Origin of the sequence: Spiroplasma endosymbiont of Poecilobothrus nobilitatus (assembly GCF_964030655.1) — a bacterium.
In the GTDB taxonomy this organism is placed as follows: Bacteria; Bacillota_I; Bacilli_A; order Mycoplasmatales; family Mycoplasmataceae; genus Spiroplasma.
The window spans coordinates 108,696-132,459 of record NZ_OZ034915.1 but is presented as its reverse complement, the minus strand read 5'-3'; the positions used below and the strand labels follow the sequence as shown (position 1 = coordinate 132,459).

The 23,764-nt window shown below is 25.5% G+C and carries 32 protein-coding genes and 3 pseudogenes; 16 read left to right on the top strand and 19 right to left on the bottom strand.

Annotated features, from left to right (window positions below):
- Both AAHM76_RS00830 and AAHM76_RS00825 read left to right on the top strand, forming a co-directional pair.
- Positions 1-1,449, top strand: a complete 1,449-nt coding sequence (locus AAHM76_RS00830; RefSeq protein ID WP_342256249.1) for a hypothetical protein — start codon at positions 1-3, stop codon at positions 1,447-1,449.
- 99 nt (positions 1,450-1,548) lie between these two features.
- On the top strand, positions 1,549-1,998 hold the full coding sequence (locus tag AAHM76_RS00825) for a hypothetical protein (RefSeq protein WP_342256248.1): 450 nt from the start codon (positions 1,549-1,551) through the stop codon (positions 1,996-1,998).
- 149 nt (positions 1,999-2,147) lie between these two features.
- Here the strand turns inward: AAHM76_RS00825 and AAHM76_RS00820 are convergent, their stop codons facing one another.
- Together AAHM76_RS00820 and AAHM76_RS00815 are read right to left on the bottom strand one after the other, a co-directional pair.
- On the bottom strand, positions 2,148-2,621 hold the full coding sequence (locus AAHM76_RS00820; protein ID WP_342256247.1) for a hypothetical protein: 474 nt from the start codon (positions 2,619-2,621) through the stop codon (positions 2,148-2,150).
- 23 nt (positions 2,622-2,644) lie between these two features.
- Entirely contained in the window at positions 2,645-3,640 is a 996-nt protein-coding gene (locus AAHM76_RS00815) for a hypothetical protein (RefSeq protein WP_342256246.1), read from the bottom strand.
- 347 nt (positions 3,641-3,987) lie between these two features.
- Between AAHM76_RS00815 and AAHM76_RS00810 the strand changes: the two genes are divergently transcribed.
- The 11 genes from AAHM76_RS00810 (at position 3,988) to AAHM76_RS00760 (ending at position 9,086) form a co-directional block, all read left to right on the top strand.
- Positions 3,988-4,371 (top strand): hypothetical protein, encoded by a 384-nt coding sequence (locus tag AAHM76_RS00810; RefSeq protein WP_342256245.1) that lies wholly within the window; start codon positions 3,988-3,990, stop codon positions 4,369-4,371.
- Between the two features lie 94 nt (positions 4,372-4,465).
- The gene (locus AAHM76_RS00805; RefSeq protein ID WP_342256244.1) at positions 4,466-4,618 is read left to right on the top strand and encodes a hypothetical protein; all 153 of its coding nucleotides are present in this window, start codon (positions 4,466-4,468) and stop codon (positions 4,616-4,618) included.
- A gap of 39 nt (positions 4,619-4,657) precedes the next feature.
- The gene (locus AAHM76_RS00800; RefSeq protein ID WP_342256243.1) at positions 4,658-4,816 is read left to right on the top strand and encodes a hypothetical protein; all 159 of its coding nucleotides are present in this window, start codon (positions 4,658-4,660) and stop codon (positions 4,814-4,816) included.
- Between the two features lie 117 nt (positions 4,817-4,933).
- A complete protein-coding gene (locus AAHM76_RS00795) occupies positions 4,934-5,113 on the top strand; it encodes a hypothetical protein (RefSeq protein WP_342256242.1) in 180 nt (59 codons plus the stop codon).
- Positions 5,114-5,122: 9 nt separating this feature from the next.
- On the top strand, positions 5,123-5,779 hold the full coding sequence (locus tag AAHM76_RS00790) for a hypothetical protein (RefSeq protein ID WP_342256241.1): 657 nt from the start codon (positions 5,123-5,125) through the stop codon (positions 5,777-5,779).
- Positions 5,780-5,787: 8 nt separating this feature from the next.
- Entirely contained in the window at positions 5,788-6,075 is a 288-nt protein-coding gene (locus tag AAHM76_RS00785) for a hypothetical protein (RefSeq protein WP_342255827.1), read from the top strand.
- 48 nt (positions 6,076-6,123) lie between these two features.
- Positions 6,124-6,453 carry a hypothetical protein gene (locus tag AAHM76_RS00780; RefSeq protein ID WP_342256240.1) on the top strand — a complete coding sequence of 110 codons (330 nt, stop codon included), beginning with the start codon at positions 6,124-6,126 and terminating at the stop codon, positions 6,451-6,453.
- A gap of 33 nt (positions 6,454-6,486) precedes the next feature.
- The gene (locus AAHM76_RS00775; protein WP_342256239.1) at positions 6,487-6,852 is read left to right on the top strand and encodes a hypothetical protein; all 366 of its coding nucleotides are present in this window, start codon (positions 6,487-6,489) and stop codon (positions 6,850-6,852) included.
- A gap of 199 nt (positions 6,853-7,051) precedes the next feature.
- Complete coding sequence (locus tag AAHM76_RS00770; protein WP_342256238.1) at positions 7,052-8,074, top strand: hypothetical protein; 1,023 nt, start codon at positions 7,052-7,054, stop codon at positions 8,072-8,074.
- A gap of 17 nt (positions 8,075-8,091) precedes the next feature.
- Positions 8,092-8,673 carry a hypothetical protein gene (locus AAHM76_RS00765; protein WP_342256237.1) on the top strand — a complete coding sequence of 194 codons (582 nt, stop codon included), beginning with the start codon at positions 8,092-8,094 and terminating at the stop codon, positions 8,671-8,673.
- 17 nt (positions 8,674-8,690) lie between these two features.
- Complete coding sequence (locus tag AAHM76_RS00760) at positions 8,691-9,086, top strand: hypothetical protein (RefSeq protein ID WP_342256236.1); 396 nt, start codon at positions 8,691-8,693, stop codon at positions 9,084-9,086.
- 20 nt (positions 9,087-9,106) lie between these two features.
- Here the strand turns inward: AAHM76_RS00760 and AAHM76_RS00755 are convergent, their stop codons facing one another.
- The 11 genes and pseudogenes from AAHM76_RS00755 to AAHM76_RS00705 form a co-directional block, all read right to left on the bottom strand.
- Positions 9,107-9,295 carry a hypothetical protein gene (locus AAHM76_RS00755; protein WP_342255628.1) on the bottom strand — a complete coding sequence of 63 codons (189 nt, stop codon included), beginning with the start codon at positions 9,293-9,295 and terminating at the stop codon, positions 9,107-9,109.
- Positions 9,288-9,476 (bottom strand): hypothetical protein, encoded by a 189-nt coding sequence (locus AAHM76_RS00750; RefSeq protein ID WP_342255833.1) that lies wholly within the window; start codon positions 9,474-9,476, stop codon positions 9,288-9,290. Before AAHM76_RS00750 ends, AAHM76_RS00755 begins: the two co-directional genes overlap by 8 nt.
- A gap of 4 nt (positions 9,477-9,480) precedes the next feature.
- Positions 9,481-9,945, bottom strand: coding sequence for a hypothetical protein (locus tag AAHM76_RS00745; RefSeq protein ID WP_342256235.1), 465 nt, complete (start codon positions 9,943-9,945; stop codon positions 9,481-9,483).
- Positions 9,936-10,850 carry a recombinase RecT gene (locus AAHM76_RS00740; protein WP_342256234.1) on the bottom strand — a complete coding sequence of 305 codons (915 nt, stop codon included), beginning with the start codon at positions 10,848-10,850 and terminating at the stop codon, positions 9,936-9,938. The genes AAHM76_RS00745 and AAHM76_RS00740 overlap by 10 nt, the downstream gene beginning before the upstream one ends.
- A 511-nt stretch (positions 10,851-11,361) precedes the next feature.
- Positions 11,362-11,553 (bottom strand): hypothetical protein, encoded by a 192-nt coding sequence (locus AAHM76_RS00735; RefSeq protein WP_342256233.1) that lies wholly within the window; start codon positions 11,551-11,553, stop codon positions 11,362-11,364.
- Positions 11,554-11,555: 2 nt separating this feature from the next.
- Positions 11,556-11,693 carry a hypothetical protein gene (locus tag AAHM76_RS00730; RefSeq protein WP_342256232.1) on the bottom strand — a complete coding sequence of 46 codons (138 nt, stop codon included), beginning with the start codon at positions 11,691-11,693 and terminating at the stop codon, positions 11,556-11,558.
- A 1-nt stretch (position 11,694) separates the two neighbouring features.
- Positions 11,695-11,859, bottom strand: a complete 165-nt coding sequence (locus tag AAHM76_RS00725; protein ID WP_342256231.1) for a hypothetical protein — start codon at positions 11,857-11,859, stop codon at positions 11,695-11,697.
- 56 nt (positions 11,860-11,915) lie between these two features.
- Positions 11,916-12,098 (bottom strand): hypothetical protein, encoded by a 183-nt coding sequence (locus tag AAHM76_RS00720; protein WP_342256230.1) that lies wholly within the window; start codon positions 12,096-12,098, stop codon positions 11,916-11,918.
- 1,122 nt (positions 12,099-13,220) lie between these two features.
- On the bottom strand, positions 13,221-14,954 hold the full coding sequence (aspS, locus tag AAHM76_RS00715) for an aspartate--tRNA ligase (RefSeq protein WP_342256229.1): 1,734 nt from the start codon (positions 14,952-14,954) through the stop codon (positions 13,221-13,223).
- Complete coding sequence (gene hisS, locus AAHM76_RS00710) at positions 14,954-16,210, bottom strand: histidine--tRNA ligase (protein ID WP_342256228.1); 1,257 nt, start codon at positions 16,208-16,210, stop codon at positions 14,954-14,956. Before hisS ends, aspS begins: the two co-directional genes overlap by 1 nt.
- A 435-nt stretch (positions 16,211-16,645) precedes the next feature.
- A pseudogene (locus AAHM76_RS00705) lies at positions 16,646-17,715 on the bottom strand (IS3 family transposase).
- A gap of 83 nt (positions 17,716-17,798) precedes the next feature.
- Between AAHM76_RS00705 and AAHM76_RS00700 the strand changes: the two are divergent.
- From AAHM76_RS00700 to AAHM76_RS00690, 3 genes and pseudogenes are all read left to right on the top strand, one after another.
- Positions 17,799-18,083 (top strand): transposase, encoded by a 285-nt coding sequence (locus AAHM76_RS00700; RefSeq protein ID WP_342256227.1) that lies wholly within the window; start codon positions 17,799-17,801, stop codon positions 18,081-18,083.
- Between the two features lie 43 nt (positions 18,084-18,126).
- Positions 18,127-18,393: an IS3 family transposase gene (locus AAHM76_RS00695; RefSeq protein WP_342256226.1), complete on the top strand. Its 267-nt coding sequence runs from the start codon at positions 18,127-18,129 to the stop codon at positions 18,391-18,393.
- A gap of 52 nt (positions 18,394-18,445) precedes the next feature.
- Positions 18,446-19,557: pseudogene (locus AAHM76_RS00690) on the top strand (IS3 family transposase).
- A gap of 62 nt (positions 19,558-19,619) precedes the next feature.
- Here AAHM76_RS00690 and AAHM76_RS00685 read toward each other — a convergent pair.
- The 6 genes and pseudogenes from AAHM76_RS00685 to AAHM76_RS00670 all read right to left on the bottom strand — a co-directional run bounded on the left by AAHM76_RS00685 (position 19,620) and on the right by AAHM76_RS00670 (position 23,499).
- A complete protein-coding gene (locus AAHM76_RS00685) occupies positions 19,620-20,180 on the bottom strand; it encodes a transposase (protein ID WP_342256225.1) in 561 nt (186 codons plus the stop codon).
- Positions 20,181-20,261: 81 nt separating this feature from the next.
- A complete protein-coding gene (locus AAHM76_RS08260; RefSeq protein ID WP_425289443.1) occupies positions 20,262-20,435 on the bottom strand; it encodes an IS1/IS1595 family N-terminal zinc-binding domain-containing protein in 174 nt (57 codons plus the stop codon).
- Positions 20,436-20,593: 158 nt separating this feature from the next.
- Positions 20,594-21,226 carry a tRNA sulfurtransferase gene (locus AAHM76_RS00680; protein WP_342256224.1) on the bottom strand — a complete coding sequence of 211 codons (633 nt, stop codon included), beginning with the start codon at positions 21,224-21,226 and terminating at the stop codon, positions 20,594-20,596.
- Positions 21,227-21,228: 2 nt separating this feature from the next.
- On the bottom strand, positions 21,229-21,585 hold the full coding sequence (locus AAHM76_RS00675; protein WP_342256223.1) for a THUMP domain-containing protein: 357 nt from the start codon (positions 21,583-21,585) through the stop codon (positions 21,229-21,231).
- 9 nt (positions 21,586-21,594) lie between these two features.
- Positions 21,595-21,732, bottom strand: a pseudogene (locus AAHM76_RS08255) (tRNA uracil 4-sulfurtransferase ThiI); the annotation flags it as partial.
- Between the two features lie 51 nt (positions 21,733-21,783).
- A complete protein-coding gene (locus AAHM76_RS00670) occupies positions 21,784-23,499 on the bottom strand; it encodes a septation ring formation regulator EzrA (protein ID WP_342256222.1) in 1,716 nt (571 codons plus the stop codon).
- Positions 23,500-23,764 lie beyond the last annotated feature (265 nt).

Genomic DNA, 23,764 nt, shown 5'->3' with positions numbered 1-23,764 from the left:
ATGATAACTGGTTATAAAGATTGAAAAACAGATATGGAAAGTAGATATGATTTTTGAAAGCAAAAAAATAGTGAAGGTATTGTTATAACTGACCCTTCTACTACATCAGCAACTAATTATACTGTTGGTAGAAATATTCATAAAGAAAATAAAGATTCTAAATTTTATTGGTCTAAAGATTGAAAAATAACACCACCAAGCAAAATAAAAGTAAATGGTGGTACAGTTGATAATATCATTAGTACCCAAGCATCATCTTATTTTAGAAGAAAAGATGAATTTGGTAATACAGTAGGACAAGTTCAAATTGAATATAATAAAATGGGTGCATGTAATATTTGAGATATTTTAAATATGAATAATTTTATTAATCGTCAAATTACAGTATTACCTTTAAAATATACACAAAAATTAGTATTTAATCCTTTTACGATACCAGGTGGAGTTGGTAAATTCTTAAACTTTATTTCGTTTGGTATTCCCTGAGGATTAGTAATTAACCAAGATGAAAAAACTTGACCTAATTTTCAATGACTTAATGGTTTTATGAGTGCTAATATTTATAGTTTTTATAATGATGCATTTTGAGGCGATAATGCCCAAGGTAAAGGTTATTTACCATTTGAAATATTTAGAGAACAAGGTAATGACAAAGTTGGTGCTATCTTTGGAGCAAATGCTACCAGTTTAGGGTTTACTACTTTATTAACTGATAAATTAAAAGGTACTATTTTAAATAAGGATGGTAAACCAACAAAAGAATTAGTTTATTCAACTTATAATTTAAAACAATTAAATGAAAAAACTAACCGAGTTTATTTAATTAATGAAAAAACCAAAGCACTTGATGCTCAAACGCCAGTTAGTAATAGTGAACAAGATAATGATCTAGAATTCTTACAAACAGCAGATGGTACAAATTGTAGTTATATAATTGATATGTTTTCAATCCAAGCACTATATAAAGGTAATTTTGAAATTATATTTTATGCTGATAACCCTTATACTAATAATGAAGAAGATTATTTACGCTTATCAGTATGAAGCTTTCGTGGTAAAACAAAAAGTACATTAAATAATTATTTACGCGATATGACAACTAATTATAAAACAAGTTTCTTATTACCACATGATTATGAATTACTAACCTTTAATTATCCTAAATATGTATTACCACCAGTTCCATATAACTATAAACCATATACAAAAGATATTATGCCTTCTAATGTAGTACTACCATTAAAAACTAAAATTACAGCACAATCACAATGTAAAAATAAAAAAAGTACAGATTATTATATTAATTTATTTTCTGATGAATTTAATGAAGCATATTATGAAATAGAAATTGATTTAAAACAAATTGACTCAACTATTCAAAGTATCAGTAAATTTCAAGATGCTTATAAAACTATTGAAATAAGTAATTTAGGTAATTTACAAGTTTAATGTGCAGTTCCAAATATAGAAAACTTTATTCCTAATAGAAATATTAATTTAAATGGAGGTAGTAATGGATGTACAGATAATTTAGGTTCATTAGATAAAATGATTTTAATACAAACTGGTGCATCACAAACTGATAAAGTTAATTTTGATAATACAATAAGTTTATATACTAAAAATATAAAAGTAAATGATACTGAAACGAAATATGCCACTGGTGTTGCTAAGGGCTTAGCCGATAATTCTTATATAAATAAATATGAAATTCAAAAAAATAATTGGCAGTACTTATTTGGATTGCAAATAACAAAATGATTTGATAATCTTAATGAAAAAATTAAAGAAACATATATACAAACATATTATAATAATGATGTAAAATTAAAAATTAGATTTTCAAAAGTATTATTTGCTCAGTTAATATTAAAAAATTCTGTTATTAATTATTTTGGAAATAATGGAAATATAACAATAAATATCTTTAATCAAACTGTTTTGGGAATTAGAAATAGAAGTGACAGCCCAGTTAAAATTACATTTAAACCAAGATAAAAAAAGTAGAGTAGGCTGTAAACCACTGATCCTATTACTTTTAAAATAGGTACCAACTCTACTTTCATTAATTTAATTATAACATTTTTATTTAATTGGTCAATAAAACATATTAATTGTTTTTTCTGTACTATTTTCAATAATATTTTTTATTTTTTTTGCTTAACTTTTATATTATCATTTTCATCTAAAACTAAATCAGGTTTGTGTATATTTAATGAATTTCAACGATAAATTGATTTAAAGTGAGTTCCATAATCATTTTCTAATAAAATTCTATCTGTAGCTGAATTAGAAACTTGCAGTCTACCTCTAAATTTACCTAAATTTGGATAATTATCCATTACTATTGATATTGAAATATTATTATTCTTAAATTTATTAATTCTTCAACCATTACTTTTATAATTACGCCACACAACATAATATAACTTATTGTCAATTTCATTAAATCAAAATTCTTGTGGTGCTATTCATTCTAGATTATCTTTGATTTCTTGGTTAGTAGTATTTATTTTATGTTTTTCTTTTAATTCTTTTAATTGTTTTTCGGTATAGTGTGTTGTTGTATCACAAGCAACTAAACTGGTTGTACTTGTTCCCACTAATGATATTGATCCCAAAAGACTTAATAATTTTTTCATATTTAATTTATATAAATGCTATTATTTACATTTTCATTATCGAAATAACCAATTGTATTTGTTTTTATAATAAGTTTTTGATTTTTTGCCATATTTTTATATGTTTCATGAAAATATGGAAAATGTTGTCAAATAAAATTAACAATTGTATTTTCATCTGATTCTGTAATTGATCCGCCTCAACCACTATGATCTACTTTATTTAAATGATTAATTATTTCCTTTAATTCTTTTATGAATTCTTCTTTTTTACTATTTATAAAAATATTTATAATTTTATGGACAATATTAAAATCAAAATAAATTTCTAAATAATCATGTCCTAAAAATTTATAATCTTTTTCCAAGTGTTGAATTCTATAATTTATTTTATTTTCTAAAGTATATATTTCTGGCCCATTAATTAAAAATAATTTATCATTTTTATCAATAACAATATCACTAACAATGATTTTATTTTTAGTATCGCCCATTTCAGTGACAGATGTTTCACTTTGTTTTAACAAATAAAGACCATTATTTGTTGCAAAATAAACATTATCTATGCTATCGATGGCAATTGAATTAATATAATTATGAATACCCGTAACTTCAATTCCGTCAATTCCTATTACCTTTGTAGAACCAGCAGATAATTTATATGCATCTACATTAGTTATAATATAAACATTGTCTTTACTATCAATTTTAATTTTGCTAATATTTCCCTTAATTCCATCAATTTTATTTACTGTGTTTGAACCAGCAAATAATTTATAAAAATTTCAGTGTATATCAACAAAGTAAATATTGTCTTTACTATCAATATAATATTTTTTAAAAAGATCTGCCGAAACATTTTTATGTATTTTTTTATAAATAAATTTATCTGTTTCAAAAATTACTTCATTCGTTTCTAATTTAGTTTCTTGTTTTTGATAAGGACTAGCAGCAATTGTTGTTGGTACAGCACTTCCACTAATAGTTAATACACTTAATAAACTAAGTAACCTTTTCATGCTTGTTTTTCTCCTTTTCTTAACCTTGAAACTTTTTATCAAGATCTATCTGCATTATATATATATATATATATACAAGCAAAATTATAAATTGTTTTAATAATTTTATCTTTAAAAATAACTCTTTTTACACATTTTAAGGGGCAAATTAGCAATCAAATATATTAAGTTTAGTGAGAGATTATTATTTATATATTAATATTTGCATTAGTAAAATAATAGTATATAATATTTGTAATGGTTTATCCTTTTAACAAAAAAGTAATTTACGGTTTATGCTTTCCGCCTTAAAAAGACTTATGCTGACTTGTTATTCGAACAAGAATAAAAAAAGAGAGGTTTATAAAATGGCACTTACAAAAGAACAATTAATAGAACAAGGTTTAAGTGAAAAAATAGCAGATAATATTTTAAATGAATTTCATAATGAAACAAAACAAATTATTGACGGTATACAAAAACGAAAAGATACTATTTCAAAAGAAGAGTATTTAAAAGTTGCTAATGAATTAGATGAATTAAAAGCATTTAAAGATGTTCCAACTACTAAAATTGAAGATATTAAAACTAATTTAAATAAAGTTAGTGGTAGTTCTTTATCTGAAAAAATGCAAACTTTAAAAGAATTAAAACCTGATTTGTTTGTACAAGAACAACCATCAGTTTCACCTGCTAATTTTATTAAAGAAATGATTGGAAATTCGGTTGAAAATAAGAATGATGAAATTTAAACTATTAAAGAAAAAGGTGCCTATACACCTGAGGAAATTAAAAAATTAACTGATTATACACTTAAAAACCTTAGATAATTAAGGAGTGAATATTATGGCAACAATTAATTTGCCACAAGTGCCTTTTACATTACAAGGTAATACAATAGATCAAAAAGCATATGTTGATATGGTTAATGCTTTATTGTGCGGACCTTTATATAACGAATATGCAAGTATTATGCAATATGCAACAGCAACAGCATAACAAGTTGCTTGATTACCAAATGGCGGGACAACTCAAACTATGGGATTAACAAGAATTCCAGTTCCTATTGATAAGAGATTTAATTTAAAATTAATGAATGAGGCATTTGATTTAGCATTAATAGAACAAAATATTAAAAATGGTGTTATTGCTGATGCTATTCCTAGTGTTGTACAGAATAAATTTGTTAATTTATAATGTGAATTAATTCAGGATATTTATGATTATTGTTTAGCAGATGGTCAATATGAAGTAATTCCATTTCGTAGTTATACAGCAGAAAATGCAGATGATGCAAATAAAGCATTCTTTACATTGAATGAAAATTTGATTGAATTAACAAATCAAATTAGTAATTTATATTTTGGTTTGCCAACAGATAAAATGTTTATGGTTTTAGGACGACGTGCATATTTAGGATTAACACCCGCTTATTTAAAAGTAATTGGTTCACAAGCGCAATTAAAAGCAATGGTTAATGGTGAATTATATTAAAATACAGCAATGGGAATTCCAGTATCAAAAAGTTTTCATTTAGAAAAAACATATACAAAAGGACAAGTTAGCCGCGATAAAGGTTATAATTTTAATAATGTAAATGGTTTAATTATTAATAAACAAGTTTGATCATATCCAATTAATATGGATACTATTCAACAAGTTTTAGATAATGATACTGCTAACCCGAAATGAATTGGCAAAGTGCAATATGCAACACCAACTATTTTATATCCTAAAACATGTAAAATTATTCTAGAAAAACAACCAACACAAGATGAAATTAAAAAGGCATATGATAACTTAAACAAAACATTTAGAGTTCCAATTGATTATGAAATTAATCCTAATCCAGACCCATCAAAACCAGATTTAAAAATATTACCAAAAATACCAGCCCCAAAAGAATTTAAAGTAGAAGAACTAACAGAAGTACAAACAAGAGAAGTTATAGAGGCACTAACTCCCAATACATTAATTGAAGTTAAAAAAATTAAAAATAGCTTAACTGAAAATGATTTTGAAATTAATCTTTTAACATCAAATCCTCCAGGAGATATGTCTTCACCAAAACAAGTATCGGTTGTTGTTCGTGGAAAAAATAACGCTGCTGGTCAGAGTGACGGAATGAATATTGATATGCCTGCGGCAAAAAAGAAGTAAACCCGCCATTGCGAATAGATATTAGTAAATTACAAAATGTAGCATTTGAAACAAATAGAAATATTGATTTATTTAAATTAACTTTAATTAAAAAATTAAAACAGCAAATAAATTTTAACAATTTAGAATTAGATTATATTGTTTTTACCAATCAAGATGGTAGAAAAGTTAAATTACCCAGTTCAGATTTATCAGCAACCTTTACATTAAAAATCACTTTAACCAATAAGGGCAAAGGGTTGTTTACTGGTGAAAAAAATAATTTAATTTGTAAATGAAAACTTAAAATTTTATAAATTATAAAATAAAATTATTAAATTAATGAAAGAAGTTTAAATTTAAAAATGAATTTATTAATATTACGAATTTTAACTTTATTAGTAACTAATTTAGAAAATAAACCTTTAATAAGTAAATTTGTTAATTTAATTAATAGAGTTAATCAAGTTAAAAATAATGTATTAAAGCCAATTAATTATATTACTAGTAAATATAATAAAATTACAAATAAAGTTGAAGATATTTATCAGTGATTAAATCCCTTTACTTATTTAGATTTAATTAAAAAAGGTCATAAAAAAGAAATACAACAAATATTAAGTCAATTAGAAAAAGATAATAATATTAAAAATAGAGAACAATTTAAAAATGAAAATTATTTAAATACTAATTAACAACCTTTAAATAGTAGTTGACTTGATAGTGGCATGTTTAATATTACAAATAAGTTAACTTTAACAGGTAATTTAACTATTTTAATATATACAAAAACAGCAAAACAACCTAAGTTTTATGGACCTTATGTTTATCCTGGTGTTCCAGTTGAAATATGAAAATTATTAAGTAATGCTGTTTCTAATGCAGGAACCTTATTTTGGCGTTATTGATTAATAAAATGATTACCTAGTCATTTAAGAGATTATATTAAAAAACGATTACCAAAAGAAATAAAAGAAAAATATCCAAAAGGAAATATTAAATTAACATTACCAACTATTCAAAAATTAAATCAAATTAAAAAGTTTATTAATAATTTAAAGATTGGGCATTTTAATTTTAATTTTGCTGGTTAAATTAATAATAAAAAATGGTATCGAAAACGCCGAAGTGATGTTAAAAATATTAAGAATTTATATAAAACACCAGTTAATAATAAATTTTATAAGGTTAATAAATCTATTAAGGAAATTAATAAAAAACGAATAAATATTAATAGTTATAAACCATCTAATTTAAAAAATAAATATCGTAATCAATTAAGGGGTGTTTTATATGGAAAATAATTTAAGTAATTTGTTATTTATAACAGTTGAAGATGTTAAAAAAAGTAAACTTTGACAACCTATTAATGATCGTAAGCAATCTGCTTATAATGATAATTTAATTTACAATGCTATTTTAAAAACTAGTTTATGAATGGATAGATTATCGGGCGGAACAATTTCCGATAAAATAAATAAAAAAGATTTATTTCCCTGAGTTAAAAAAGATAATACTAGTTTAATTGAATATGATAAATGATTAAGTTATATTCAATCTGCTTGTTTATTAGCAGTTATTAATTGATATTTACCAAAAGGAGTTAATGATTTAACTGGTAGTGCTTCATTTTCGCAAGGTGGAGTTGCTTATTCACAAACTAATGATCCAGAAGCTAATGAAAATATTACTCGTGATGTTAAAAATGCTTTAAAATTAGCGGGTGAAATAATTGATATTATATCTAGTAAAACAGTATCTAGACCTTATAATTATAGTTTAGATAATTATGCTAATCCATGAGAAGAAGAATATAAACATATTAGTAAAAAAACTTTTTATCCAACATTATTATTTTGATTAAAAGAACGATTACAAACAGATAATTCAATAAATATTACTTATCCAACTATTGATGATTTTTCTAAAATTGATTATAACGAATATATTAAATTAATAGTTCCATTTGATAATGATACTATTTATGAAGAAAACGGTGTTTGAAAAACAAATATTTCAGATTGAGAAATTGTTGATACTAGTGATTTAGATAAAACAAGGTATGATTATCAAATACAAGATTGAGATAAAGAAAATTATAAATACAATATTTGAATTAAAACAAGTATGCAAAATAATTATTATTTATCAACATACAAAAATTTTATAGAAAAAATAACTGTTGGATCATTTGATTTAGAAAATAAATTTTCTCATCGTGTAGAATTAGACGATGACGGAATTTTTGATATACGCACAGGTGGGACAGACGGAACAATTACTGGTCTACACATTGAAAGAAAAAGAGTAATTTAGAAAGGGATTTTTAATTAATGAAACAAGATAAAACAACTTGATTAAAGGATGCCTTACCTTGAAATTGATTTAAAAAAGACCCTATTCCAACTTATAATTGAACTCATAAAGATATTAGAGATTGAGAAAGAAAATATAAAATTCGTAGTTGAGTAGTTAGTTTTTATACATTAATATTTTTAGCATTAAATTGTTGATTGGAATATGGAATGATTAATGCAATTAAAGATGATATTAATTGGTATAATTATGGACAATATTGAGGTAATGGAATTGCAATATTATTAACACCTTTATTTACTCATGGAATTCAAGGTATGTTTGTAGCCAGTAGTAAACCCAAAGTAGATATGAAAATTGATATTCCACGATTAAAAATATCTAAAATGGGATTAGTATTTACAATATTACCTTTAATTACTTTAATAATTTCTTTAATTATTATTTGAATTGATAAATCAAAATGAAAAAAAGACCATTTAAGACATTGTTTAGATTGTCGAATTAATCCGCGTGTTATTCAACCAAGAATAGCAAAAAAATGAAATAGATTAGATGGTATAACAGAAGAAAATAACAAGGAATTAAATTTAAAATAAACTATATATAGGGGGGGGTGGTTGATATTTTTGGGTGGTTATATAGTTTAATTTATAAATTATTTTGTTCTGAAAAAATGGATGGCCACTGTTTGAGTAAGGATAAGAAGGGAAATAAAAAAATGTTAAATGATACATTAATGATTACTTTACTTGTTTTAGCGGGTGCTGGTGGAATGGGTAGTCTTGGTATTCTAGGCTTATCTGCTAAAAAAATTAAAAAATATAAAGCAGAAATTAGAGAATTAAGAACTGCTGTTATTGCTCATGAAAAACATTTATGAGGACCCGATTATGCAACAGAATTAGCATTAAAAACAGGTCAAATTAAAAATGTTAAAAAACAAGTTAAAGTAAATGATAAAAAACAATCACAAAAAGACGCTATTAGAAAACTAACAAATAGTATTTAAAAAAATAACCACAATTAAGGTTATTTTTTATTTGTTTTTAATATAATTAAATTCTTTTCGCCATATGTTTTAATTAAATACTCTCAATTTCATAGTGAATTTAAATCTACATCTTTGGGATCAATACCAGTTATATATTCATCAAGCGGAGTTTTACAAGGCCGATTACCTTGTTCTGAACGATAACATAAAATATAATTATTACTCATTTTTGTCATCTCCTTTATTATTTACAATATAATAATTAATAAGATATTCTATTTTTTGAGAATAAGTATCAAAATTTAATTCATTTCAAACTTGTTCTTCATTTTCATTTAAGTAAATATTAACATTCCGAATTTTAAAAGAATAATATTTTCCTGTTTTTTGATTATATGATTGCTTCATAATATTACCTCTCATAATTAGCAATAATAATTGCATCTCGTAAATGATTACTTATTTTTTCATTATTATATTTTCAACCTTTACCATATTGATAAGTTAAATTAACATCTTTTTCAAATTCTCATAAACAACTATCATTATATTTACTTAAATTTTCAATATTCTTAACAACTGATTTAGTATGTTTTGGTGATACTCAGTTAATATTGCTTACTTTCTTTGTATTGTATTTAACTGCTCCAATTACTTTTAATAAATCATCTCTATCTTTACTAGCATTAGCAGCTGTATATAAACAATCTTCAATATTAATAATTGCATCTAATCTTAAAGCATCTAAAATAATATCGGTTTGCGTAATTCAGTTATTATTTTTATATTCATATTTATCAATTAATTTATTGTCATTAATTAATGAAATAGCTGTAGTACCAGTTCCTGATGGGTCAATACCTATTTTTATGCTCATTCAAAAGCATCTTCACTATTAACTGGTACTACATTTGATATATCTTCTTCTTTAACCACATTGTCATTAGTTTCTACTATTTCTTCATTATATATGATATTACTATTTATATTATTTGATAAGGTTTTGTCGCTCATTTGCCCCTGATTTTTACCAACATTGCCATCATTATCAATATAAATCTTTTCATAATTAGTTGTAATAACTGCTTGGTCTGATTTATATGCTTGTTGTAATTCAACAGACATAATACCTCATTTTCTTAATAATGATGTTAATACAGTTTTTAATGCCATTTCATCAAAACTAGCAATATAAAATGATTTATTTTTAGCATAAGTTTTAGAGTATTTAATAAAATGATTTTCCATTTGTTCTTTTGTCATATATAATGTTTTTTCAAAACCATTAACCATTTTAAAATATGCTACATAACCAATAATTGATAATTTTTCTCTTTTATCTTCATTTTGTATTCAATTAAAACTAGTTCCTTTTAATCGATCATAATTTACTAATTCACCAGTTCTAACATCTGATACTGACATATCTAAATATTGACCACTTATTTGTGCTAATTGAATATAACCTTTATAACCCATTTGAAATTGAGCTTGATTAATTCATTCTTGTATTTCGCGACCATTAATATTTCTTGTTATTTTAGTGTTATATGGAACAACATAAGCATAACCAAATTGTCTTTCCATAGGTAAGTTTAATAAAACACCTTGATAACAAGCAGTCATTATAGTTTTTGGGTATGCTTTTTGTAATAATTCATTACTATTTGATATTGCTACAATATTACTTTTAAATCTTGCAATTTCATTTTCATTTGAAAATTTACTTTTTATTCAATCATTTGCCTTATATGTTCTTAAAAATTCTACTATATTTGCCATATTATTTTTCTCCTTTATTTATTTTAAAATTAATACCTTTAATACCAATTAAATTAATATCTTTATTACTATCTCATTGTTCTTTAATTTCATTTTTAACAATTTGTTCATCAACAATTAAATAGTTTTTAATAAGATTAATAAGTTCTAATTTATCAGTATTTTGTAAAAAATCATAATTAATACCAATAACTTCAATATCTTTAATTAATAATTTATCTTTACGAAAATTACTAGTAATAATTTTTAATTCTTGCTCTTGTTTTGCTACACTTTTAATTTCTAAAAATTGTTCTTTTTTATGAGTTTCAATAATTTAATTTTGTTTTTGAAATTGAATATTAATTACACTATTTTTTAAAGAATCATGATTATTCTTAATATTATTTTCTAAATTTAAAATATCTTTTCTAATAAAATTTAATTCATCTTTAAAAATTTTTATTAATTCTAATGGTTCTCTAAAAAAATAATCAATTTTTGAAACTATTAATTTTAAATCTTTTAGTGATTATGATTTATATTCTACATTTATTAATCAAGCTTGTTGTCAATATATAAATTCTGCTAATTCTTGCCCATTTTCATCAATTCATTTTTTAATTGTTAATGCTTTTAAACTTAATTCTTTAAAATCATTTCCTTTTAAATAAAACGGATAAGTAATATTTTTAACTTCATTATTTAACTTTAAATCTGCCATAATTAAATTTCCTCCAAATTCTTTTCCATAATTAATGTATCAATATACTCATAAGCACTATCTTCTGAATGACATTCTTCAAGTGCTTCATTAAATAATTCTTCTTCGGCATAAACATTTCCATCTTCATCTTTTCACATATTATTCACATCCTTGTCATTTAATATTTTCGTCTTTTAAATCAATAATAGTTGTTTTACAATAATTTAAATTTTCAGAATAAATTCTTGCTTCATCAAATGTATAAAAATATATAGTATTTAAGCTATATTTATCTTTCATTACTAATAAATATCTTTTATTCATAATTTATTACCTCGTAATCTGCTTCTTCATATTATAAATAATCACTAATTAAATCTTTAATCTCATCAATTTCATATCATTTGCAATTTAAGTCAAAGTCTACGTCTACTACCAACATGTCGTTCTTCATTACCAAATTTAAGATATAAATTTAATTCTCAATTATCTAAATAATCACGATTAATTTGTGCATAAATAATATCTTTATTGGTAATTTTTAATGCTTTATTACATATCATTTTTTAATTCCTCCTAGTTTTAAATCGCTGGCACTCACTCCCAAGTGAAAGTGCCAAAGCGAAGATTGGTTATATAAGTATTTATCTATTTATTTACTACGCCATCCGTTTCACTGGGGGTGATCGATGGCGGTATGATGTTGTTTGTTTAATAATCGACAGTTGTTTTTATAAGGTAAAGCCAGAGAATTATCTCTCTTCATCCGCACCATTTCAGGTCAAAACGTTCAGTTTTTAAAATAAATTAACTTGCACCTTGAAGAGCCTAGTGCTGGCTTTGTGGTTTTTAAACCGCCGCCATCCTCGATGGGACAAATCTATCGCAAATTTATTTATAAAGTGTTCATCTCTTTTTTTATTGTCGTTTGATGTTGACCTTGCACTTATCACGACTATCGCTTAGTTCTAATGAACCAACGCCGATTTACATTTTTCCTCATACACTATTTCAGTACTTGCCTCGGCTGGCTGTGGGAATGAGTTTAAACTCATGTTCTTATGGAAGCACTTAGTTATTTAAAATAACCGTCCCACACTGCATTAAGTTGTTTTATAAAATCAAAGTTTAAAAGAACCAGTTTTATCATCAAAGATAATTTTTGAATTTTCTAAGCGTTTATAAAACCGCTTTTGTTTTTTATCTTTTGTCCGATTTAATAAATCTTTGTGTTTTTCACAAGTTCATAAAATTTTATTTGATAAAAATTCTTCGGTAATGAGTGATATTAATTTATAACAATCATTAACATCGCATATTGTTTGTTGCTTATTAATTTCTATTACTTACTCCTTTCTTTTATTAAGTTTTTTTATTAACAAATTAATTAACTGAAACAGAGAAAGGACAACACCTTAAAATTGGAGAAAAAACAGGTACACTTTGTAAAGATTTCTAAGATATTTAATAAATTTGTAAACAACTTAAAGAGGGTATCAAAAAGTTGTTATAAAAAGTTTCTATTTTAAGAATTTAAGATGCTGTCCTTTCTCTGAAACAATAAATAATTTGGTTTTATAAATAAAAAAACAACCCTTTTATTTAACAAGAGTTGTTTTTTTGCCGCTTCATCGTACATGATACATTTCATAAAAATCATATTGCTAGTTATTGTTATATATTTATTATTTTAACTTAATCCCTAATTCATCCAACTGTTTTCCATCAACTGGACTTGGCGAAGCTGTCATTGGATCAGTTCCTGTTGTATTTTTTGGAAAAGCAATCACATCCCGAATTGATTCACTATTCGTTAAAATCATTGCTAGCCGATCAAGACCAAATGCAATTCCCCCATGGGGTGGGACACCATAATTAAAAGCATTTAAAAATCAACCAAATTTGTTCTCAATTTCTTGGTTTGATAATTGTAATGATTTAAACATTCGTGTTTGAACTTCACTTTGGTGAATACGAATGCTCCCTCCCCCAATTTCATAACCATTTAAAACTAAGTCATAAGCATCAGCGCGCGCAGTTGCCATTTTCTGTTCAAAATTATGAATAAATTCACTAGTTGGCGCGGCAAAAGGATGATGAGCTGCTTCATAACGTTTATTCTCATCTGACCATTCATATAATGGTCAATTAACAATTCATAAGAAGTGATATTCATTCGGTGGAATTAAAGCAAACATTTTAGCTAATGCTACTCGGACTGCTCCTAAAGCTTGACAAGTAACTACTTTTTCATCACTAACAAAGAAGAATGTTCCAGTTTGTTTATTACATTCTTGTAATAATTTTTCTTTTTCATCATCACTAAGTACTTTTGCAAGTAGTCCTTCTCAATTATTCTTTTCTTGTTTGACTCATGCTAACCCTTGTGCTTTGTTTTGTTGGGCAATCCGCGTTAATTCTTCAACTTGTTTTTTGCTTACTAATTGAGGAAGAAAAATCCCTTTTAAACTCAACGCTTTTTTTAACGCTGTTGCAAAAACCCTAAATTCAGTTTTAACAAAAATATCTTTTGCATCAAATAACTGTAAATCATAACGCGTATTTGGTTTATCAGTGCCATATTTTTCAATTGCTTCATCATAATCCATACGAAGAAAGGGCGTTTTAATTTTAACTTTCATAACATCTTGCATAATTGTTTGAAATAATGTTTCAACAAAATGGATGATATCATCACGCTCAACAAAACTCATTTCTAAATCTAATTGCGTAAATTCTGGTTGACGATCACTACGTAGGTCTTCATCGCGAAAACACTTTGCAATTTGAAAATATTTATCAAATCCGGATAACATTAATAACTGTTTAAACAATTGCGGTGATTGTGGTAACGCATAAAAATTATGGGGATTTAAACGCGAGGGAACTAAGAAATCGCGTGCTCCTTCTGGTGTTGATTTGTTTAAAATTGGTGTTTCAATATCAATAAATTGATAAGCATGACAAAATTGTCGAATTGTTTCCACTAATTGATTTCGTAACATAATTTTTTGTTGCATTATTGGCCGACGTAAATCTAAATAACGATATTTCATTCGAACATCTTCTAACGCATCAGTTACATCATTAATAATTAATGGTGGCGTTTCGGCTTTTGATAAAATTGTGATTTGTTTAGCTGCAATTTCAATTGCTCCGGTTAGTAATTCTAAATTCTTACTTTTTCGTTCAATTACAACGCCTTCAACGCTAATGACAAATTCATTCCGAATTGTATTAATAATCGCGTATTGGGGATGATCTGGTTGGACAACAACTTGTGTAATCCCTGTTCGATCACGTAAATCTAAGAAAATAATCCCCCCTAACCGACGATTCTTTGCCACTCAACCACTTAAAACAACCTTTGCTTTAACATTTTTTAATGTTAATTCACCGCAAGTATGTGTTCTCTTCATTATCTCTTCTCCTTACTTAAAACTGTAATAATCTTGTCAAACTTAACTTCTTGTTCTTTTCCTGTTTGTTGGTTTTTAATTTTTACAACATTTTTTTTCAATTCTTCATCACCAATAATAATGGCATTCTTTGCTTTTAAACGTTCCAATGATTTAAACTGAGCTTTAACACTACGTGTTAAATAATCACAATCAGCGCGAAAACCACTTGCTCGAAGTAATAGCAACAACGAAGCAGCAAAATGACGAGCATGATCAGATAAACAAATTAAATAAGCATCAAGATAAGGCTCATCAGCTAGGACAATATCATTCGCAGCTAAAGTTAATAATAATCGTTCTAATCCTAAGGCAAATCCTACCGCTGGATAATCTAAACTTGGTTCAAAGGTGTGCACTAATTGGTCATATCGTCCGCCACCTAGTAAAGTTAATTCTCGTTCTTGTTCCTCAAACACAATTTCAAAAACAACTCCAGTATAATAATCTAATCCTCGTACTAATTGAGCATCTAAGGTAAAAGGAATTCCTAATTTAGTTAAAAGATTTTGAATTGCAACAAATTCTTCATTTTCTGCTGGAGTTAAATAATCATAAATCTTTGGCGCATTACCAAATTTATCATGATCAATTTTACAATCTAATACTCGTAATGGATTCTTTTGTACCCGAATTTGACAATCAGCACATAATGTTTGTTCTTGGAAGAAATCTGTTAACACGCCAAGATACTTTGTCCGTGCTTCACCAATTGTTAAATAATTTAGTTTTAATGTTAAGTTTGTTAATACAAGCGTTTTTAATAAATTATAGCCAATTAAAATAACTTCAACATCTAATAAATAATTCTTAGCTCCGACCGCTTCAACTCCAAACTGATTAAATTGGCGTAAACGGCCATGTTGAGGTCGTTCATAACGAAACATATTCCCAAGGTAAAATAACTTTAACGGTAATTCATATTTCCCATATAGTTTATCTTCAATAATACTGCGAATAACAGGCGCTGTTCCTTCTGGGCGCAAAACAAATGCTCGCTCTTTTTTATCTAATAATTCAAACATTTCTTTGCTAACAATATCGGTTTCTGCTCCTACTAAACGCACAAATAAATCTTTTGCTTCGAAAATTGGAGTTCTAATTTCATGATAGTTATATTGTATAGCAAGACTACGCAACATTAATTCTAGGACACTTAATTCACTTGCTTTTTCATAATAAAGTTCTTCAGTTCCTCGTGGTTTTTGCATATTCATAACTTACTTCCCTTCTAAATAAAAAACTAAAAGATTGCTTAGGAACGAAAAATCGCGGTGCCATCCTATTTCATTATCTTTTAGTTAATGCGCTTACTTGTTAAAATCTATTAAATTTTATCTTCATGTTTTCATCACGCTTTAAAATTCCAATAGTTTCCACCATCCACTATTTCTCTGTTCAATTATTGTTAACAATAATTTATTTCAATTAAAATTATATCTATTTTTTCAGAAAAGTAAAATAAATTAGCAATTTATCTTGTAAAAACCATCCACATTCAAGACCCGTTAGTCTTTCAAAAATATTTCTGGATTTTATTTCTTGATAAATTAGATAAGACTCATATTTTTTAGTCATGTGATAATGTTTTAATAATTTCTCTAATATGACAAAATAAAACAATGGAATGGCAACACTTTTTAGGACACTTTTTATATAGACATTTGTTTTCTAAAAGTAACTGGAGATAAATAATTTAAACTGCCATGAATTCGAATATTGTTATATCAATGCACAAAATCAAAAAGTTCGTATTTTAATTGTGTTAAATTTTTAAATTTTTTACCCTTAATAAATTCAGTTTTAAAAGTTTTGTAAGTTGTTTCAGCCACAGCATTATCATAAGGGCAGCCTTTATTGCTTAATGATCTTTTAATATTAAAAGTTATTAAAATTTCATCAATGATTTTATTTTTAAACTAATTACCACGATCAGTATGAAATAGAGTTATTTGATTTAATGGCCGTGTTATTTTATGAAAAGCTTGTTGGACCAGTTCGGCTGTTTTATTCGGCCCAGCACTATAACCAATTATTTCACGATTAAACAAGTCAATTAATAAACAAATATAATGTCATTTAGCGCCAACTTGAACATATGTTAAATCACTAACAATAACTTCATTAGGTTTTTTGTTGTTAAATTGACGATTTAAAATATTATTAATTTGGTCATTATTGACTGTTGTTTTATGATTATGATATTTTAATTTGGTGTATTTAGAAACCAAATTATTTTTGATCATAAAGAATCTGATTTTTCGCCGCGATAAGATGATATCTTTTCTGTTTAAAATAACTTTAATTTTGCGAGCCCCATAAATTTTGCGACTTTTATTAAAGGCACTGATAATTTATTGTTCATAATTATTAACTTGCTTGTTAATACATTTATTAGTTTGATAATAATACGTTGATTTTGATAAACCCAAAATCTTACATATTTTTCTTACTGAATATTTTGTTTTGTTGTTATTAATTATTGTTATTTTTTGGCCATTATCAGTGCGGCTTGCTTTAAAATGTCATTTTCCATTTTCAAGTCTTTAAGTTCTTTTCGTAAAGTTATTATTTCATTTTCTTCTAGTGTGCGATTGTCTTTTGCTTTAAATGAACCAGAATTATTATAATTTTTAACTCAACTATAAATAGTTGGTTTTGATAAATTATATTCTTGCCCTAGATTAATAACACTTTTACCATTTTTATGATAGCATGACAATTTGTTTTAGATGGGTTAAGATAAATTGGACAACAATAATGTAGAGTAAATATTTATAATTAAACTACAATGGAGGTGTAATTATGGCAAATAATCATTATACTGATGAATTTAAGCAACAAATTGTTGGTCTTTACAAAATGGGTCAAACTCCTGAACAATTATTCAATGATTATCAAATTGGTAAATATATTGTTTGGAAATGAGCTCACCATTTTAGCAACTCGGGCTCATTTAAAGCTAAAGACAATAGAACGCCAGAAGAAAACGAATTAATTCAATTACGTAAAAAAGTTAAACAATTAGAAATGGAAAATGACATTTTAAAGCAATCAACACTGATAATCGGAAAAAATAGCAATCATTAAAAATAACAAAGCAAAATATCCAATTATTAATTTATGTAAAACATTGAAATTTGCTAGATCAACATATTACTATCAATTAAAAGCAAATAATCCCAAGAATACTCAAAACATTGATAATGCTGTTATCAGTATTTTTCTAAAAAGTAGTAAAAATTATGGAACACGCAAAATTAAAGTTATATTAGCTCAGCAAAATATCATGTTATCTCGTGTAAAAATCAGCAACATAATGAAAAAATATAACTTAATTTCAAATTATACAAAAATCAAATACAAACATTTGGATAGGCTACAATTATTAGGACCATAATTATATAGACTTCAAAATTAGATAAAATTATTAAGAAAGAAGGAATATAAAAATGGGAAATAAAACTTCATACTCTGAAGAATTTAAAAAACAAATTGTCATGCTATATAAAAATGGTAAAAGTGTTATTAATCTAGGGCAAGAATATAATTTACCAAAACCAACTATTTATAGTTGAGTTAAAAATTATAATAATTCTGGTTCATTTAAATCAAAAGACAATCGCACACTAGAAGAAAATGAAATAATAACTTTACGAAAATAACTTAAAGACTTGAAAATGGAAAATGACATTTTAAAGCAAGCCGCACTGATAATGGCCAAAAAATAACAATAATTAATAACAACAAAACAAAATATTCAGTAAGAAAAATATGTAAGATTTTGGGTTTATCAAAATCAACGTATTATTATCAAACTAATAAATGTATTAACAAGCAAGTTAATAATTATGAACAATAAATTATCAGTGCCTTTAATAAAAGTCGCAAAATTTATGGGGCTCGCAAAATTAAAGTTATTTTAAACAGAAAAGATATCATCTTATCGCGGCGAAAAATCAGATTCTTTATGATCAAAAATAATTTGGTTTCTAAATACACCAAATTAAAATATCATAATCATAAAACAACAGTCAATAATGACCAAATTAATAATATTTTAAATCGTCAATTTAACAACAAAAAACCTAATGAAGTTATTGTTAGTGATTTAACATATGTTCAAGTTGGCGCTAAATGACATTATATTTGTTTATTAATTGACTTGTTTAATCGTGAAATAATTGGTTATAGTGCTGGGCCGAATAAAACAGCCGAACTGGTCCAGCAAGATTTTCATAAAATAACACGACCATTAAATCAAATAACTCTATTTCATACTGATCGTGGTAATGAGTTTAAAAATAAAATAATTGATGAAATTTTAATAACTTTTAATATTAAAAGATCATTAAGCAATAAAGGCCACCCTTATGATAATGCTGTGGCTGAAACAACTTACAAAACTTTTAAAACTGAATTTATTAAGGGTAAAAAATTTAAAAATTTAACACAATTAAAATACGAACTTTTTGATTTTGTGCATTGATATAACAATATTCGAATTCATGGCAGTTTAAATTATTTATCTCCAGTTACTTTTAGAAAACAAATGTCTATATAAAAAGTGTCCTAAAAAGTGTTGCCATTCCATATATAAACTTTTAATATTGTTATTTAACTTTTTTATACGTTAAAATATAATACCGATGATTGTTGGTTTGGTGTTAAACCTTTATGCTGGTATTTTCATTTTCAGAGATTTAAATAATTTTGAATGTTCGTGAAACCTAAGCCACGATAATGAATTAAGGATTCTTTAAGATTTGATTGTAATTTACTAATTTTATTTAACTTCCGATAACTAGCATCAGGATTTGTACTAGTTTTAGTTGCTAATAAAATAGAATTTGTTTGTTTTGCTACTAATAAATATAATGGTTGCATGTCAGAAATAATAATTGAATTTTCTTTGATTAATTGTTTATTAATATTTTCAATAATTCACTGTTTTTGTAATCGTTTTGTGTTGGTTGATTTAACATAAATATTATTATTGCTATCAACAGCCATTTGAATACAACATTTAGTGTTGGTTGAAAATGAATCAAGATGAATTTTTCTTTTATCAAATTTATCTTTAAAATTACCTTTGTGGATTTCTTTAATAAATGTTTCATCGATTTGAATTTGGCCATTTAACGTTTTAAATTTTAATTGGGTGTTTTCTAATTGTTTTGATTTCATTATTTTTTAGCGATTATATCAAGCGGTTTTCGGTGATGTTTTAATAAAGTGGGAAATCATTTTACTAGATTGGCCTAATAATTAAATTTGAATCAATAAATTTCACTGTTCATAATTTAAATGACTTCAATACGTAAAATGATCACGAAAAGCATCAAAACTAGCACGACATTTTTTGCATAAATATTTTTGTTTTCCTTCAGGATTATGACCATTTTTAACACAATAAAAAGATTGACAATTAGGACATTTAATACTTTTATCCCTAAATTTTTGATCAATTTCATTTAAGCGTTTTTGTTTTTTAATTAATTCTGCTTCTTTTTTGACTTTTTCATGAAATTATAAAAATTGATCATCTGTTAAACTATTTATTAATTCTTCAATTATTTTTTCCATTAATTATTAACCTCTTATATTAAAAATATACCTAATTTTAGGTATATTTTATAAATATCAAGAGTTTTATACAAAATTAAAGAATTCTTTTCTTGAAATTCTTCTTGTTTTATACGTGGTTTTGTAACGGGATTCTTTGGAACAAATAAACTATAACAATCTTCAAACGGTAAAATTGATGTCTGATAAGTATCAATTTGTTTTGCAATATCAATAATTTCATTTTTATCAAAACACAACACTGGCCGCAAAATTGGCAATGTAGAAACATCATTGGTTGTATTAATACTTTCAATTGTTTGAGAAGCAACTTGTTCTAAAGATTCTCCAGTAATAATTGCCTGACATTTTAATTCCTTAGCTAATAAATTAGCAATACGACAAAACATTCTTCGCATAATAATAATTCGATAACTAGCATCAGTAATATGCATTAATTCATGTTGTAACATTGAAAAATTAACCACATGCAATCGTTGCTGATTTTGACCAGCATAATAATTTAATTTTTGAACTAAAGTTTTAACCTTTTGTAATGCTTCTGCCGTCGTATGTGGCGGTGTTGCAAAATGTAAATATTCAATATTCATTCCTCGTTTCATTATTAAAAAAGCTGCAACTGGTGAATCAATTCCTCCTGATAACATTACTAATCCTCGACCATATATTTCAACTGGTAAACCACCAATTGTTTTAATCTTATTAACAAAAACATACGTAAATGTTCGGCGTACTTCACATCAATTTGCAAAACTGGTTGATGAACATCAACTTTAACCTTTGTTTGTTGTAATATTTTTGGCGCTAATTGTTGCTTAATTTCTGTGGATGTCATTGGAAAAGTCTTATCATTTCGGCGCACTTCTAATTTAAAAGTTGCTGGTTGATAATAATTTACGATATTAATTGCACAATTAGCAATCTCTGATAAATCACAACCAACTTTTTTGGCTAATGATAACGATGATGAACCAAAAACATTTTTAACAATGTTAACAATTTCCATACTAACCGTTGCATCCAGTAGTTCAATAAATAAACGATCAAATTCTTTTTTAATTTGATATTGATTTTCATATCCTGTTAATTTTGTTTTAATATTATTAACTAAAACTCTTGTAAAATTATTACGGTTTTTCCCTTTGGTTGTTAATTCCCCATAACGAATTAATATTACATCAAAATTGATTTTATACTCTATTTTCTATATTTTTCCTTGTTCTTCATGAATAATTTTTAACGCTAAAAATAATGAGCAATCATAATTGCCATCGCGATAAGCAATCTGAGCATTACGTAACTGGTCATCAACATCATCATTTGTTAAAATAAATTTTTGTGCATAAACTAATGTTTCTTGTGATAATAAATCTAATAAAATATTATTTTTAATTTTTTCAAACAATTTTAAAACTTCTGTTTTCAAACGATTTAGTTTACCTGTTACTTCATCAATTTCGCTAGGATTATTAACATCAAATGATATTAATTTAATTTTTTCTAAAGATTGTCGATAATCACTAATTGCTTTTTCATATTTTGTTAATAATTTTTTATATTGTAATTGATTTAAACGAACTTCAGCTTGTAACAAAACCACTTCTAACAAATGAATTGTTTTTCGAATTTCAGTTTCTGCAAAATTACGTTTTTCAATAATCTTTACAACATTTTCTAATGCTTCTTGGGTTACAACAGCATTTTCTAATAAATGTACCAATTCTTGATTAAAATTAACATAATCGCGACCATTACGGTTAATTTCTAAGACTAAGCGGTTAGTATCATGCGTTAAATCCTTTGTTTTTCCCATTGCTTCACGATAAATGCCTTCTTCATGTGCCGTTAATGTTGAAGAACTACGTAATGCTTCAATTTGTCGAGAAATAGCATTAAAACTCCGTTCAATTTTATTAATATAATCCATTACAACTTGATAATATTTTTTAAAACATGAAATAATTGCTTTTTGGTGTTCAATACTTTGGTCAAAATCACTAATTTGATTAATAATTTCAATTGTTTTATTGGTTGCTTTTTTATATTGTAAGTTATCAATATATTTAGAAATTAAAATTTTAGTTTCATCAATATTTTGGGTTAATTCATCAAAACTATACTTTAATAAATCACGACTACTTTCATCTTTATTGAAAAGAACATATTTATCTTTTAATAAAGAAAGTTTATTTGGAACCACTTTTGTTAACAAGGTTTTAATTTGCGGAATATTGTCTAAAATCTCAACAAAAATAGTTAAGGAAGTAGTAATATTTGATAAAATTTGTTCTGTTTTAACAAAATCACCCGCTGTTAAATAATCTTCAAATTCATCAAACATACTTTCAATATTTCGTTCAAAATCACTAATTTTTTTTGAATCTAAAGATAGATTCATTTGCAATTTAACTGCATCTTCTAACAATGCATTAAACATTTTCTTATGTGCCAAAATATAATCTCGTTGTAATAATTCAATTCGCAATTGGCTGTTAATTTCATCTAATAACCGACGAGCTTCTTCTTCCAATAAAGTTAATTCTTTTAACAGCGGAATAATTTTTTGTATTGCTACTTTCGGCATTTTCTTTGATGTTGTTTTATTAATTTGATATAATTTACGAAATGCTTCTAAACAACTTATTAATTTTTTCTCATAAATAATTTCATACTTTGTTCGTCAGATAATCAAGTCTTTTGCATAGCGATTATTATAACGAGAAATTTCAGAAATCCGAAAAATTTTATTTTTTAACGGTAATCGTTTTAAAATATCAAATTTTTGTAAAACTTTAATTTCAATTGTTTTTAAATAACTTTTTTGTCCTCACAACACTAATGTTATTATTAATAGTAATAAGCAGACAAAAAATAAAATTAATAATGTTAATTTAATTGGATTATTAATAATATTTTCCATTTTGTCTAGCCCCCAATCATTACTATATATCAATTGAATTATAGCACTTGCAAAAGATATTACATTAAAAATTAGAAAAAAATATTGAATTATCCTTGATTTTATTATACAATATTCTTTAGACAACACAGAGAAGCAGCAGAATTGCATAATAATGTTCTTAGTTTTTTATTAATTAAGATTTAATGTTAAAGTAACCCTAGCTGTTAGGGCGAAGCAAAAAACTTCCTTTATTAGAGCAATTCAATGAATCTTTTTGTATGTC